The following is a 15,325-nucleotide window of genomic DNA, read 5'->3' on the forward strand; positions in this document are numbered from 1 at the left end:
CATCCGCCCTCCGGGCACCTTCTCCCGAGGGGAGAAGGGAAGCGCTAGAAGCCCCTCTCCCCCGGGAGAGGGGCTGGGGGGTGAGGGTAGGGGGCGCAGCCCCCCGCAATCATCGATGCAGGTGCTTCGCACCAACCCTCATCCGCCCTCCGGGCACCTTCTCCCGAAGGGAGAAGGGTCAGGCTTCAAGCATCACTCCGCCTCGTTCGGATCAGCCTTCCAATAACCGGTAGCGCGGATCCAATCCTTCGGCACCTGCAGATGCCCCTCGACAAACTTGCGCATCATCCGCGCACGCTTGGACTCGGTGGCAATCCAGTAATGCGTATCGCCATCGGGCTGCTCGAAATCGACCAACGCGTCTTCCAGCAAGGTGCTGCTGGCCGCATCAAAGCCATTGCGCTCGAACCAAGACACCGTCACCTGCGCCGCGCTCTCCAGCGGCTGCCGATCGCCTTCTTCCGGGATCTCGATGAACACCTCGGCCTGCGCGCCTTCCGGCAATTCCTCCAGCCGCCGCGCAATTGCCGGCAACGCAGTCTCATCACCAATCAGCACATAGCAGTCGAAATCATCGGCTACCACGTGCGAGCCGCGCGGGCCGGCCACCACCAGCTCATCGCCTACCTCGGCATTGGCCGCCCAACTGGTGGCCGGGCCATCGCCGTGCAGCACGAAATCCAGCACCAGCTCGCCGGCATCGGCATCGTAGAAACGCGGCGTGTAATCGCGCGCCGGTGACGGCTGCTTGCCCTGCGGGTAACGCGGGCCCTGTTCGGTCAGTTCGGGCAATACAAACTCGCCCTCGGCATTGGCGAAAAACAGCTTTACGTGGTCATCCGGCGAGCGGCTGTCAAAGCCTTCCAGTGCGGCGCCGCCAACAACAACGCGCTGCATGTTCGGGGTCAGGCGTTCAGTGCGCACCACCTGCAGCTGGCGGAAGCGCGGGGTCATGCGGATCAATTGGGTTTCATGCTGTGACATGGGGGTACCTGTGGTCAGTGTCGGCAGGGCCGGGGTGACCTGGCTGGATCGCTCTGGCTGGGTCGTAAGGTGCAACGGTGATGCGGATCAGTTTTCCTGCGATTGCTGCTGCACCAGCGCGGTGGCTTCGGCAATCAGGGCCGCGATGCGGGCCACATCCGGCGCCTGCCATTCGCCCTTGCGCAGCATCAGCGCGTGGGTGAACTGATGCATGGCATCGCGCAGTGGCGCCGGCAGGCTCTCCCTGGCGATGACGCGGGAGTTGTGGCGCGCGCGCATGCGGGCGGTCTCCACGTCCTCGGCGCGCAGCTTGAGCTGGGCCTGGCCCAGGCTGGTGATGTGGTAGCGCTTGCGCCCGCCATCTTCCTCGGCGCTTACCCAGCGCTGGCTCTCGAAGTCGGCCAGCAGCGGATACACCGAGCCCGGGCTGGGGGTGTACACCCGCACGAACATCTCGCTGATCTGCTGGATCAGCTCATAGCCATGGCGCGGCTGCTCGCCGATCAGCGACAGCAGCAGCAGGCGCAGATCGCCCCTGCCCAGCGGGCGTGGGGTGGTGCGGCGGCGGGGTTCGGTGGGGGTCATTGGTAGTTTTCGATATATCGAAAGTGCGCAAAACGATATATCGAAACCGCCGCAAGCGCAAACGGCCCTGCTTCATTTGGGACGGTGCAGACCAAGGGGGCTTGCATTCCGTACCTCATGCTGCAATGCAGCATTGCCGGGTTGTCACCGCCCTGACCCTTGCCGATGGCAACTTCGCCCGGTGTTTCGCGCCATTAAGCCTTTGCAGCCGGGTGCCTGCACTGTCCACGGGTGTCCTTGCGGGTGCATGCGGCATGTCGCCAACTGTCTTGCAGACACTGGCTTTTCCCGCCCCATACGCATGCGTAGCCAGCTTGGGAACCTGACGGGTGCGCTACACTTTGGGGCTCAAAATAACGACAAGCGCGCGCGTGCGTGCAGTAACTGGGAGCGCTAATGAACTGGTTGAACGAGATGCTTAACAACGATACGAACCCCCTGGAAACCCAGGAGTGGATCGAGTCGTTGAAGGCCGTTATCGATGTCGAGGGCCCCGAGCGCGCGCATCAGTTGCTGGAAGGCATGGTTGAACTGACCCGTCGTTCGGGTGCATTCCTGCCGTTCTCGCCCACGACCGAATACGTCAACACCATCGAGCCGCAGCTGGAAGCCAAGAGCCCCGGCAATGCGGAGCTGGAATGGCGCATCCGCTCCATCATCCGCTGGAACGCGATGGCCACCGTGGTGCGCGCCAACCGCAAGCCGGGCGACCTGGGCGGCCACATCGCCTCGTTCGCATCGGGCGCAACGCTCTATGACGTGGGCTTCAACCACTTCTGGCGCGCGCCCAGCGACAACCATCCGGGCGACCTGCTGTTCATCCAGGGCCACAGCGCCCCGGGTATCTATGCGCGTTCCTTCCTGGAAGGCCGCATCAGCGAGCAGCAGCTGGACAAGTTCCGCATGGAAGTGGATGGCGGCGGTCTTTCCTCCTATCCGCACCCGTGGCTGATGCCCGATTACTGGCAGACCCCGACCGTGTCGATGGGCCTGGGCCCGCTGGCTGCCATCTACCAGGCGCAGTTCCTGCGTTACCTGGAAAACCGTGGCCTGATCGAGAAGAGCGACCGCAAGGTGTGGTGCTTCATCGGCGACGGCGAGTCGGACGAGCCGGAAACCCTGGGCGCCATTGCACTTGCCGGCCGCGAAGGCCTGGACAACCTGATCTTCGTGGTCAACTGCAACCTGCAGCGCCTTGATGGCCCGGTGCGTGGCAACGGCAAGATCATCCAGGAACTGGAAGGTGTGTTCCGTGGCGGCGGCTGGAACGTGATCAAGCTGCTGTGGGGCGGTTACTGGGATGCCCTGCTGGCCAAGGACACCAATGGCGTCCTGAAGAAGCTGATGATGGAAACCGTCGACGGCGAATACCAGAACTGCAAGGCCTTCGGCGGCGCGTATACGCGCGAGCATTTCTTCGGCAAGTACCCGGAAACCGCAGCCATGGTTGCCGGCCTGTCCGATGACGACATCTGGCGCCTGAACCGTGGCGGCCACGACCCGCACAAGGTGTACGCCGCCTACCACCAGGCCGTGAACACCAAGGGTATGCCGACCGTGATCCTGGCCAAGACGGTCAAGGGCTACGGCATGGGCAGCGCTGGCGAAGCGCTCAACCCCACCCACCAGACCAAGAAGCTGGACGACGAATCGGTCAAGCACTTCCGCGACCGTTTCAACATTCCGGTCACCGACGAGCAGCTCAAGGACGGCCAGGTGCCGTTCTACCACCCGGGCCCGGATTCGCCGGAAATGAAGTACCTGCAGGAGCGTCGTGCAGCGCTGGGCGGCTACCTGCCGCAGCGTCGCCAGAAGGCCGACAAGTCCTTCATCGCACCGAAGCTGGAAACCTACGAGCGCCTGCTCAAGGAATCCGGCGAGCGCACCTATTCCACCACCATGGCCTTCGTGCAGACGCTGAACATCAGCCTGCGTGACAAGGAACTGGGCCCGCGCCTGGTGCCGATCGTCGCCGACGAAGCGCGCACCTTTGGTATGGAAGGCCTGTTCCGCCAGATCGGCATCTACGCCCCGTACGGCCAGAAGTACAAGCCGGTCGATGCCGACCAGCTCATGTACTACCGCGAAGACCAGAGCGGCCAGGTGCTGCAGCAGGGCATCAGCGAGCCGGGTGCCATGTCCTCGTGGATGGCGGCCGGTACCAGCTACTCGGTCAGCAACGTGCCGATGCTGCCGTTCTACATCTACTACTCGATGTTCGGCTTCCAGCGCATTGGCGACATTGCCTGGCAGGCAGCGGACATGCGTACCCGCGGCTTCCTGCTCGGCGGCACCGCCGGCCGCACCACGCTGAACGGTGAAGGCCTGCAGCACGAAGATGGCTTCAGCCATATCGTCGCTGGCGGCATCCCGAACGTGCGCAGCTACGACCCGACCTTCGGTTTCGAAGTAACCGTCATCCTCCAGCACGGCACCAAGGCCATGATGGAAGACCAGATCGACGAGTACTACTACATCACCCTGATGAACGAAAACTACGCCCACCCGGCCATGCCGGAAGGCGCAGCCGAAGGCATCATCAAGGGCATGTACCTGCTCACCGACGCAGGCAAGCCGAAGAAGGGCGAGCTGCGCGTGCAGCTGCTGGGCAGCGGCACCATCCTGCGCGAAGCCATTGCAGCGGCCGAACTGCTGGACAAGGATTTCGGCGTTACCGCCGACATCTGGAGCTGCCCGAGCTTCAACGAACTGCGTCGCGATGGTTTCGACGCCGAGCGTTGGAACCGCCTGCACCCGGAAGCCGAAGCCCGCAAGCCCTACGTCACCCAGCTGCTGGAAGGCCGCCAGGGCCCGGTCATCGCCGCAACCGACTACGTGCGCGCCTACACCGACCAGATCCGCGCCTTCGTGCCGGCAACGTACTCGGTACTGGGCACGGACGGCTTCGGTCGTTCGGATACGCGTGCGAACCTGCGTCGCTTCTTCGAGGTTGACCGTTACTACATCGCCCACGCTGCTATTGCGGCGCTGGCGAAGGACGGGAAGATGACGGCGAAGGATGTCGCTCGGGCTATCAAGCAGTATGGGATTGATCCGGAGAAGGCTAATCCTGTTGGGGTTTGATGTAGTTTAAGTGGAATAAAAAGCAGCCTAAATAGGCTGCTTTTTTTTTGGTTGATCTCCCAGCCATTTCTGATTAAGAATGCAATTTGGCTGCAATGAAAGCTATTGCGGATAATGTAATCAGTCAAACATGCAAAATCTCACAGGGGGTGAGTAAATGAGTGTTAGCGTACTGCAGCAGCTTGAAGGTAAGCGTAGGTCGTATGAGGATCTTAGTCGCTTCATGGGGGCGCATACAGGTGGTGTGCCAAACTACGCACTTCTCTTGGGAGCGGGGTGTTCCGTTTCTTCGGGTGTCAGAAGCGCAGCCGAGTTGACGGAGATTTGGCGGCAGGAGGTTTTTAAGCGTCACTGGCCGAATGAAACCTATGAGGCGGAGGTCGCAAAGCTTCAGCTCACTAAGAGTAGTGGCGGCTGGTACAACCCTATTCGCGAGTATTCATCTTTGTTTGAGAAGAATTTTGACCTGCCTCGACAGCGACGGATATTCGTTGAAACCGAGGTGTCTGGGAAATCTCCGAACCTTGGGTATGCATACTTGATGAGGCTGGTAGATAAGGGGTTCTTAAATACAATATTCACGACGAATTTCGATGATCTGGTGAATGAGGCTTTTTTCCAGTTCTCGGAAACGAGGCCGATGCTATGTGCTCACGACTCGTCCGTTTCAAGTATAACGGTGACCTCCAAGCGTCCAAAGATAATAAAGCTTCATGGGGATTATCTGTTTGATGACATTAAATCTACTGTCAGAGAGACGGAGTCTCTTGAGGAGAATACTAGGAAGAAATTCATTGAGTTTGGACGTGAATTTGGCCTCGTTGTGGCTGGGTATAGTGGTAGTGATAGATCGATTATGGATGTTCTTCATTATCTTTTGCGCTCTGAAGATTATTTTAAGCACGGAATATACTGGTGCCTTCGGAAGGGGGATGAGCCCGGCGATGAGTTGCTCAAGCTCTTATGGCGTGAGCGAGTCTATTTCGTGGAGGTGGATGGGTTTGATGAGGTGATGGCGTCCCTTCATAATGATCTCGTTGGTGATTCGTTACCGATTGATACGAGTTTGATAACAAAAAAACCAAAATCAATAATCGAGAAATTCTGTGACAACAAGTTTCTTTTGGGTTCTTCATCTGAGTTGATCAAGAGAGATCTTGAAAAACTAAGAAAGATGAATGAGCGCGAAGAGGTCTTGGGGATCTTTCGGGGCCTAAAGAAAGAAGAGACGGACGATACTTTAGATCGTCTAAGCGATCGCGAATTCGTTGTAACCATGGAAATTCGGAGAATGATTGAGCGCGGGGAGTTTGAGGGGGCTCGGGAGAGGGTGGCAAGAGAGATGAAGCAGGCTCTCTCCAAAAGATACAAAGAGGATCTTTTGGATCTCCGAGTTATGATCGAAGATGTATCAGGTAATATAGTTGGGGCGATATCAACTGTTGACGAAATGATCTCTGCCGATCCAAAGGATGTTAGCCTCTATGTACGAAAGACGCTCTTCGTTGGAAACCATGAAGAGAGGATTTCCATACTTGATCTCGCTAATGAAATTGATCCCTATGATGTAGATGTGCACGAAAGACGCCTGCAGTGCTTGTCGGAAAAGTATTATGTATCTGGTAGCTCTGATAGGGATGCGATTTACAAGAATATAAAATCAATTCTAGATGCTAGTCTGAAATGCGATCCTGGTCCAAAGAATCCAATCTGGTGGGGTATATTGGATTTTTATACAAGGGCTGAGATGCCTAGGGAGCAGTTTAAGTGTGATGTGGAGAATCTTTTGGGGCGGCTCGAGTCGCTGCAACCACACAGCACGTTGTGTCTAAGGTTTCGATTGGCGAGGTGGTCCAAGAGCAAGGATGATCGTGGATCGTTGCAAGCGGACAGCCTTATTGCTGACATATCCTCTGCAAAGGCGGGGCGTTCTCTGTCTGAGCGGCATAAGTATGAATGGCTTGAAATGGACGCGTTTCGAGCGTTGAGGCGCAGTTCTGACTTATCGCGCAAGATAAGTGAGCTCGAAATAAATTCTGATTTTTCAGATTCACCACATTTTCTGAGAAGAAAATCGGATTTCCTCATGGAGGTCAGTGGTGATATCGATCAAGCGATCGAATCCATTCGTCGTGCTGTGGATGCGAAGAGACGGAGCGCAGACGTCGCAAGACTCGCTGTTCTTTATAAATACACAACGAATGGAAGCGCCATTTCTGCGCTCGCTGATGCTAAGACATATTCATTGAGCACTGTCGAGCGATTCCAGTTGAAGTTAGAGGAGCTTCAGGCGAACGGTGACATTGAGGGATACCTCGCTCTATTGCGTTCGCAGCAAAATACGAAGAGATCCGAGGGGCTCACGGTAATTGAGGAGACTCATGCATTGCTTCTTTTAAAGCGGTTCGAAGAAGCATCGAAATTGGCCAAGGCTAGCCTAGACAAATCTGGCTGGCAGAAAGATGCAGCATCATTAATCGTTAATTACGAGTTGGCGGAGCTTAAATGTGGTCGGGCGCTTAATAAGCGCAGGCTGGCTGAGGTGGAAACGATTTGCATAAATGATCTTGAAAAGTCGGGTTGTAATTATCTTCTTGGAAATTTTGAGAAGGCGAAGACGAGCTTTTCCTCTGCACTCAGGGACAATAAGGAAAATATGTTTGTTATCTCTGAATGGGCGATGTTTGATGATGAGTCGGGTCGAAAGTTCTTGGATTCTCTTCGGAAGGATATCAATATGCAGCCAAAGCAAAGTGTAGAGTTGGCTTGATAAGAGGCTTTTTCGCAAATTTGGGTCAGAGTGAGTTTTTCGCTCTGGCTCTTTGTTAATTTAGTAAGCTTGGATGTTGCTAGCCGAATCTTGGGGGCGGTTCTTAAGGCCCAGGACTTTCACGTTTCTTTTAGAGGGTGGTAGCAGAATCTGTACGATCTACGCAGTCAGAGAGGAGGTTTTGATGCATAGCTCAGCAGCACCGCAGTGCGATGCCTTTCTTAATAGCGACTAGTGAATATTCTATGCGGACCTCAATCCCTTGTGGCTGCGAGGAGGTAACTTCGAATGGGTCGAGGTTAACTTCGGCAATCCCATTTTGCCGAGAAAAGCAGGGGCGGACTGGTTGGGGCTTGGTGGGTAAGTGGGGGCTGCTTGCGGACGCAAGTGGCCGAAGTTCGCGGCGAGGTGTGGCGCCACCAGTATATGAAACTACAGGTGTGATATTTCAAGCCAAGCGCAAGTTCGGCCATTGCTCTGATATTTAAATGACTCAATGACGGATACGGTAGATGGGTCAAGCACAATCACAATGCATGTCCAGCCATGTGAAGGTTGGTCTGACTCGTACATTTTTATTGCCTTCACACCCAAGAGCTTGAGGCGCATGGCTGCTGTTTTCAGTCCGAGTGTTCGTTGGTCTGAAAGATAATCTGCTTGGCTGTAATTCGTTGCATTGGCTGGGAGTACTTCACTTTTGGAAGGCTCTATCCACAGTTGCTCGTCGGGTATGGATATCTGAACTTTGTGTAGGAATGCAGTGGGCCGCCTTCGATAAGTGTGTCGAGCAAAGTATTCGCCCCCAGGTCGCTTTTCTGCGCAATAGAACCCCCAGCCCTGCGAATGACCCTCTCCCGAACCCAACTGCCTGGGGTCAATATGGAGAAAGTCTCCCCAGCCGCCGTGCCATCCAAATATTTCCATCTATGTGTACCGGGGAATAGGGGTCAGAGTGAGGTTTTGCTCGCGGCTTTTCCTGATGCTTGGAAGCTCTAGGTCGGGCATCAGCGGCGCTCTTTATTGTTTGAACCGGTTCTCGCGATGCCAGCGCAGATAAGTTGGATGCGGTCGGTGCTCAATATGCAGTGGCAGAATCAACTTCCTGTCGGTGGGTATCAGCTTTTCCAGCTCATCGGGAAGGCCGCTGGGCGATAGCAAGACGTTGTAGTTGTCATCGAAGCTAATCAGGCCGCGATCGAACAGCCAGTGCACGGTGCCGGTGAGTGCGATGCCATTTCTCACTGTGTCTGGACCGTCCACTTCCACGGGGCGGATATGCGCAGCCTGTACTTCTGGTCTTCCGCCGCCGTTGATCAAGCGCAGGCCTGTAACCGCACAAGTATTGGAATAAGCGCCGCGCACGTGCTTTCGGAAGGCTTGGTCTCGAAACTTCCGCGATATCACTTGCTGGATGATGGGGCGAGACGTGGACTCCGGAACTTCCTCTTCCGCCTGATCTTTAAGTTCCCACGGCTCAAGCGCGGTGGTGAAGCCGGCTTTCAAGATCCTTTCGAATTCGTGCGAGGGAATTAGGCGAACAGAGCGCCCAAACGCGCCCTTATTGCTGCTGCCGTCTTCTTTTTGCAGTAGCGACTCGTAGTAGGCGCCGTTCTCCTTGAAGGGAACTGGGCGGTCGAACTCAAGGAATTGATCCAAGTGGGCGTAGAAATGGCCATCACGGTCACCGTCCGGATCAATGCGGAGCAGTCGGGCCACGGCGAAGTAGGCCTGTCGGCCACCGCTGCTGCTAAGCCCTGCATCCCGGCGCGGCTCGTAGTACAGGATCAAATCGCCAATGGCCTGCTTGGCTTGGCCAAGATAGGTCTTCGGGAAGTGATACCGCCTCTCGATCTGGTCGTCGTAACTGGAGCTCTCGGAAGCAGTAAAGATCGCGTTGGCCATTCAGATTTTCCCCCTTTCGGGGGATGGTAGGCGAGCGGACCCCAATCTTCCATCTCAGCCGGTGGGACTGGCCCAGGGCAGTCTTGTTGCTCTTTTGGTCAGCGGGAGTGAGAAATGGAGAGGCAGAACGGCTTCGCCGTCTTGGAGTACCTGTATCGGGATGCCGGCAACTGGAAGACGCATGGCGCGGTATTGTTGCGCGGCAAGGTGCGGGACAACGGCGTGGCGATCCGTTCCTGTTTGGAGCAAGGCGAGTTGTTCGTGCCGGAGCAGGTGTTACTGCCAGCGCTGCATCAGCAGCATTGGCGCGACCACGAGGATGGTCCTAACGATCTGGACCATGCCTTTCACGAGTTCGTCGGGCTGCGGGATGCTCGGGAAGAGGACCTAGCGTCGTTGTCGCCTTGCGGATCCCTCGTCCAACTTGTTTCGTTGTTCGTAGCGGCGCAGGGCAGGTGGGACGTGCGTTGCTCGCGCTATGTCGAGTGAGCCGCAGCCGGGCCGAAGTCGGTTTAGCTCCCTTGCCTTGCCAACGAGCAACTGCCCGATCCCCGCGGCTAACGTAAGAGTCGCTAGTGGCCGGTTACATGGCCCACCTAACCCGTTGTAGAGCCCGTAAGCCCTACTGAATTCTGTACGATACGCGCGGGGACAACGCGGTGTCGGGGGATTAACGACAGCGTTGCGAGTTTTTGTTTGGCATCCGTCGTTGCGCATGAAGCGGGCGGCGCGCCTTCGCCTGCCCTCCATATCGAACACCCAATGATCGCCACCCTCCTAGTCGGCATGCTCTGCGTCTACCTGCTGAGCTTCACCGTGATGTTTCTGCTCATCAGTCGTCGGCTGCAGGACGAGAACATGGGCATGGACGTCTTTGGCGTGGGCAACCTCATGCTGGGTGGCGCCTATGTGCTGCAGTTGCTGGAGGGCGCGCCGGGTTGGAGTTGGCTGAGCATGCTCAACCACACGCTCACGCTGTGCTCGCTGCTGGCGTATTGCGTGGGCGGGGCGCGGTTCTTTGGCCGCTCGACGCCGCTTGCCGTGCCGCTGCTGTGCCTGGCAGTGGGTTACAGCCTGGTGCAGATCCTGGTGAACTGGGCCTTCGGCCCGGTTGCGCGCTATGTGATGTTGGCCGGTGTCTGCGCGGTGTCCTTCGTCGCGATGGTGGCGATGCTGTTGTACGGCGTGCGCAGCTTCGCCAAGGATCTGCGCGGCGAAGTGTTGCTGTTTGCTGGCCTGATCAGCGGCATCTGCGTTTTGAACGTGATCAAGCTCAGCAAGCTGTTGTCCGGCGGCTTTGAGGCGGTGAGCAACGATGGCCGGTTCTCTATGGTCTTCTACGTCTACATGTGTTCGCTGGCGACCATCCTGCCGCCGTCGATTGTGTGGTTGGTGCTGCGGCGCCTTACCGACAGCTTGCGGACCGTTGCAGCCCGCGATCCGCTGACCCATCTGCTCAACCGTCGCGGTCTGAGTACGGCGCTGGACGCCTGCTTCCGGCGGCCGGGTACCACGGCTCGGCTGCTGTTGGTCGATCTGGATCACTTCAAGAACATCAACGACAGCTACGGCCATCATGTGGGTGATGAGGTGCTGTGCGGGGTGGCCGACGCGCTGCGCGCCTCGGTGCGCAAGGACGACCTGGTCTGCAGGCTGGGCGGTGAGGAGTTCGCGGTGATCTGTGTGGGCGCCGATGATGCGTCCGTGATGCGCCTGGCCGAGCGTGTGCGCAGCAGCATCGAGCAGAAGGTGATGCTGCAAGGCGCGCTCTACGCGCAGCTGCGTTGCACGGTGACCATCGGTGTGTCGGACAGCTTTGGCAGCGAGGCGGCCTTGGGCCAGGCCATGCAGCAGGCCGATGCGGCGCTGTATCGTGGCAAGCACACCGGCCGCAACCGGGTGGAGCACAACCAGGGCCCGAATCGGCGCAATGCTGTGCTGGATACGGTTCATTAGCCGCTTGGATGGTGTCCCGGTTCTATTGATGCCTGATCTGGCTGGTTCGGGGAAACTCTTTAGATGAGTTGGCCGGATGCTGGCTGCGATGCTCATGCAAGGCCCGGCATAAGCATTTCGGATCGTTGGATCGGCGGCTCCATGCAGGCAGTCCGCCGTTCATTCCGGAAAGCCAAAATATTGACGCACTTGAGCGCGCGATCGCCTGCATGCGCCGTGTGTACGCCGCCAATTGCCGTCTATAGAATTCGCTCCGGGGATTCCAGATATTAGCTTCGCGCTTTCAATGCGGCGGGATGGCTGGCGGGTTCCTCCCACTATTCCTGTCGAAATGGAAGTCGCATAAATGCAGATTCGTTTGTTGTCGCTGGCGCTGCTGGCACTGGCGTGTGCGGATGCCCGCGCTGTTGAAGACCTTGCACCGCAGGAAGCTGCAGCAACCGTCGAGCGCCCTGCGCGTATCCGCCTGTTCGGGCAGAACGGCGTCGGCCTCACGATGTATACCAACGCACGCTGCAAGGACGAATACGACGAAGAGGTCGAGGCGTCCGGTTCGATTGGGCACTACTTCAAGGCAATGGTGCGCAAGAAGCCGGAGAACGTGACCATCGGCATGCCCGAGACGGCGGATACGCGCAACCTGGCTACGCGTGACAAGCTTTGGGCCAGCCCGTATTACGCCGAGCACCCACTGGTGCCGGGGCAGCCGGTGATGCTCAAGGCGAACATCGCCAATGGTTCCGGCTGGACCTGCAACCGCGGCCGCGGCATCGAAGCCAGCTTTGTTCCAGAGTCCGGCGCGGACTACGAGGGCGACATGATCCGCGACTTCGAAGGCGGCAGCTGCGGCATCGCCTTGCGGCGGATAGCCCCGGACGGAACCACCACACCGGTCATCAGCCGCATGATGGCGCCCAAGTGCGAGGCTGAGCCGGCACCTACGCCATCGTTGATGGTGATGCTGATGGATCCGGACAACCTGCAGTACCGGCTCGCCGAAGGGGGCGCCGGCATCGACGAGCTGGACAACGATGAGGACAGCATCGAGGACCTGGAGGAAATGATCGCCGAGGCGCCCATCGCACCGGGCGTGCCGGTATGCATCGTCGCCAGTGACGAAACCAATAGCAGCGAGTTCGGCAAGGCGCTCCCGGCGCTGCTGGAAAAGCGTGGTGTACAGGCACAGGTGACCCGGGTAGACGCCAAGGCGCTCACGGCGGAGTGGAACCTGACCGAACAGCGGCCGCTGAGCTTTGCCCTGGCCGAGTACTACTGCAGGTCGATCGCCGGGCAGCGTTGATGGAGCAGCACGTATTTGCGGGGAATTGCAGATAGCAAGCGTGTAGCCAGAACAGCACGAATGGAAAGGATTGGGCCTTCCGGGTACTGCGCGTTTGCTCTTTGGGGGGAGGGGACAGGGGCGTGATTTCACCACGCCCTGATTGCGGCTTGGGCAGCATCGGGCGCTATGCTGCGGGCAACTGCACAAGGAAGCTGCGCTATGACTCGACAGCAAACCAGGGTGTTCATGGTATTGGCGGCGCTATTGATGCTGCCGCACACCGCTCTTGGTAGTCAGCCCAAAGGTCGGTATCAGAAAGCGGTGATTTCAGACGAAGGCGGTGTTCTTTGCTTGCGGGCAAATGATGTGCCCGAGTTGAAGCGCGCCGCATCCATAGTCACCAACCTTACGATCTACCATCGCCAAGGTGGCGCTCAACGCCCCATCTGGTCGCAGAGCTATCCTCCGAATGAAGTGGCGCCACCAGTGATATCACCGGGTGATTGCATGGATGACGTCGGCACGGAAGAAAATCCGTTGCCGGCGCTGGTTCCTGGCGCGGAGTATTCGGCGGAAGTTGCTGCCTTCATTGTGGACAGGAGCGGGAGCCCAGTGAGGCGCTGGTATAGCGGCCACTTCTGCATGCTGCGCAGTGAGGGCGGGTTTGAGGTTCGACAGGTGCTGTTTGACCGGCGCCGGGGCGTTTGGGGCTGGGATGCATGCGGCTTGTAGGTTGGATCGCGCCTGAGGCAACGACGGTATTGCGTCGGGGCTGCTTCCTTGGGTGAATGAATGGTCTGGCCGGGTCACTCGCTACCATGCCATCCACTTGCTGGCATCATCCCTCCATGGCCATCACCCTCGACCACCTGCGGCGCTACGCCGTCGCCCGCTCGCTGTTCAAGCCGACCACGCTGATGCGGGCCATCGCGAAGCTGGGCTTTGTGCAGGCCGATCCGATCCGCGCACCTGCGCGGGCGCAGGATCTGACCCTGAGGCAGCGGGTGGTGGGCTACCGCGCAGGCGATCTGGAACGGCGTTATCCGCGCTTGCCGTTGGAGGAGGATTTCTTCGTCAACTATGGCTTCCTGCTGCACGGCCACCACGCGCTGATGCATCCGCGCCAGGCACGCTTGGAGTGGACACCGGCGCGTTGGAAGCAGGCGCAGGCAGTGCAGGAATTCATCGCCGAGCGCGGTGCGGTACACCCGCGGGAAGTGGATGCCCACTTTGCACATGGCAAGACCACCAACTGGTTTGGTGGCTCGTCCAATGCCAGCACGCAGTTGCTGGATGGCATGCATTATCGCGGCCTGCTGCGGGTGGCGCGGCGGGATGGCGGTACCCGCGTGTACGCGGTGCGTGAGGCGGCGCCGGCGGTGCCTGCGCTGGATATTGACGCACGCATGGATGCGCTGATTGATCTGATCGTCGCCAAGTACGCGCCCTTGCCGGACGCCAGCCTGGGGCAGCTGGTGGCCTACCTGGGCAATGGTGTCCCGCAGTGGAAGGATGCGCGCAAGCCAGCCTTGCTTCGGGCGCGTCAGCGCTTGCAGCGGGCGAGGGTGGATGGCGTGGATTGGCTGTGGCCGGCCGAAGAGCGTGCCGAGAGCCGCCGTTGGAAGCCGGATGCGCAGGTGCGCCTGTTGACGCCATTCGACCCGGTGGTGTGGGGCCGGCGTCGGTTCGAGCTGCTATGGGGCTGGGCCTATCGCTTCGAGGCGTATACCCCGCCGGCCAAGCGCAAGTTGGGCTATTACGCCTTGCCGCTGTTGTGGGGCGATCAGGTGATTGGCTGGGGCAATCTGTCTGTTGCCGGCGGTGCATTGAATGCTGAACTGCGGTACGTCGACGGGCGGGCACCGCGCGATGCCGCGTTTGTCCGCGAACTGGACGCGGAGCTGGCGCGGATGCAGGTATTTCTGGGTCTTGAAGAGTGAGCTGAAGTCGTTTGCGCCGTTGGGGTAGGGCGGGTTTGGCTTTGTGCATCCCTGCTGTCCTGTTTGCATCGGCATTGGGCGGAGCATGCAGGTCGTTTGGTTGCGGCCATCGATGGCGGGAAACCATGGTGCACGGATGAGTTGATCGGTCGCGGCTGCATCGGGCATGCTGCATCGCCTCCATAAGCGCTGTCGCCAGGATCACCCACGTGCCGCCAACCACCGCTGCAACCGCCCGCAACAGCGGTGTCCATATGGCTGTGGCTTTCGTGGCCATGGGCAGCTGGGCCGCGTTCGCGAATCTGGCGCATCCGATGCCGCGGCCGCTGATCGCAGGGCTGGTGCAGGGCACCTTGTCGGCGCTGATTACCTTGTTTCTGAAGCGGATGATCGAAGCGCTTTCGGCCCGCTTGCCCGGCAGTGCGGGTTATTGGGTGCCGCCGCTGGTTGCGATCGCTGCGTCGTTGAGCCTGCTCAGCAGCATTCATTGGCTGGCAGGCACGCCTGAGATCCTGCGGACGATTATTGTGCCGTTGTCGGTTACGGCTGTTTACGCGACTACTTACAATCTTGCGCTGCGGCGCGCGGTGAGGACTGGCCAGTAGGCGTGGTGTAGGGCACGAAGCGAAAGACCTGGAAGCACCCCTACCAACCCTCCCCTTGCCTGCGGCAAAGGGAGGGCTCAACGCAGCACTGTAGTGCCGAGCCATGCTCGGCAGGGGCCCTACCAAGCCAAGCTCAAGCACACAGCAGAAGCACCCCTCCCAACCCTCCCCTTGCCTGTGGCAAAGGGAGGGCTCAAAGCGGCACCGTAGTGCCGAG

11 protein-coding genes are annotated in these 15,325 nt (G+C 58.7%); 8 read left to right on the plus strand and 3 right to left on the minus strand.

The window, feature by feature from the left end; genetic code table 11:
- Positions 1-192: 192 nt before the first annotated feature.
- Positions 193-984: a siderophore-interacting protein gene (locus tag ABB27_RS15915; RefSeq protein WP_057629772.1), complete on the minus strand. Its 792-nt coding sequence runs from the start codon at positions 982-984 to the stop codon at positions 193-195.
- Between the two features lie 87 nt (positions 985-1,071).
- Positions 1,072-1,569, minus strand: coding sequence for a PadR family transcriptional regulator (locus ABB27_RS15920; RefSeq protein ID WP_057629773.1), 498 nt, complete (start codon positions 1,567-1,569; stop codon positions 1,072-1,074).
- A 396-nt stretch (positions 1,570-1,965) separates the two neighbouring features.
- Here ABB27_RS15920 and aceE point away from each other — a divergent pair, with 396 nt between their 5' ends.
- Together aceE and ABB27_RS15930 are read left to right on the plus strand one after the other, a co-directional pair.
- The gene (aceE, locus tag ABB27_RS15925; protein ID WP_057629774.1) at positions 1,966-4,653 is read left to right on the plus strand and encodes a pyruvate dehydrogenase (acetyl-transferring), homodimeric type; all 2,688 of its coding nucleotides are present in this window, start codon (positions 1,966-1,968) and stop codon (positions 4,651-4,653) included.
- A gap of 157 nt (positions 4,654-4,810) precedes the next feature.
- The gene (locus ABB27_RS15930) at positions 4,811-7,423 is read left to right on the plus strand and encodes an SIR2 family protein (RefSeq protein ID WP_057629775.1); all 2,613 of its coding nucleotides are present in this window, start codon (positions 4,811-4,813) and stop codon (positions 7,421-7,423) included.
- Between the two features lie 1,017 nt (positions 7,424-8,440).
- On the opposite strand, the gene ABB27_RS15935 is transcribed toward ABB27_RS15930, so the two are convergent.
- Positions 8,441-9,325 (minus strand): HNH endonuclease, encoded by an 885-nt coding sequence (locus ABB27_RS15935; protein WP_057629776.1) that lies wholly within the window; start codon positions 9,323-9,325, stop codon positions 8,441-8,443.
- A 114-nt stretch (positions 9,326-9,439) separates the two neighbouring features.
- Between ABB27_RS15935 and ABB27_RS15940 the strand changes: the two genes are divergently transcribed.
- The 6 genes from ABB27_RS15940 (at position 9,440) to ABB27_RS15965 (ending at position 15,108) form a co-directional block, all read left to right on the plus strand.
- Entirely contained in the window at positions 9,440-9,814 is a 375-nt protein-coding gene (locus ABB27_RS15940) for a hypothetical protein (RefSeq protein WP_057629777.1), read from the plus strand.
- A gap of 273 nt (positions 9,815-10,087) precedes the next feature.
- Complete coding sequence (locus ABB27_RS15945) at positions 10,088-11,281, plus strand: GGDEF domain-containing protein (RefSeq protein WP_057629778.1); 1,194 nt, start codon at positions 10,088-10,090, stop codon at positions 11,279-11,281.
- A 346-nt stretch (positions 11,282-11,627) separates the two neighbouring features.
- Positions 11,628-12,581 carry a hypothetical protein gene (locus ABB27_RS15950; RefSeq protein WP_057629779.1) on the plus strand — a complete coding sequence of 318 codons (954 nt, stop codon included), beginning with the start codon at positions 11,628-11,630 and terminating at the stop codon, positions 12,579-12,581.
- 201 nt (positions 12,582-12,782) lie between these two features.
- Positions 12,783-13,295, plus strand: a complete 513-nt coding sequence (locus ABB27_RS19790) for a hypothetical protein (protein WP_152984632.1) — start codon at positions 12,783-12,785, stop codon at positions 13,293-13,295.
- A 116-nt stretch (positions 13,296-13,411) separates the two neighbouring features.
- A complete protein-coding gene (locus tag ABB27_RS15960) occupies positions 13,412-14,503 on the plus strand; it encodes a DNA glycosylase AlkZ-like family protein (protein WP_083491352.1) in 1,092 nt (363 codons plus the stop codon).
- A 209-nt stretch (positions 14,504-14,712) separates the two neighbouring features.
- On the plus strand, positions 14,713-15,108 hold the full coding sequence (locus ABB27_RS15965) for a hypothetical protein (RefSeq protein WP_211263723.1): 396 nt from the start codon (positions 14,713-14,715) through the stop codon (positions 15,106-15,108).
- Positions 15,109-15,325 lie beyond the last annotated feature (217 nt).

This window comes from Stenotrophomonas terrae (assembly GCF_001431465.1).
Lineage (GTDB): Bacteria > Pseudomonadota > Gammaproteobacteria > Xanthomonadales > Xanthomonadaceae > Stenotrophomonas > Stenotrophomonas terrae.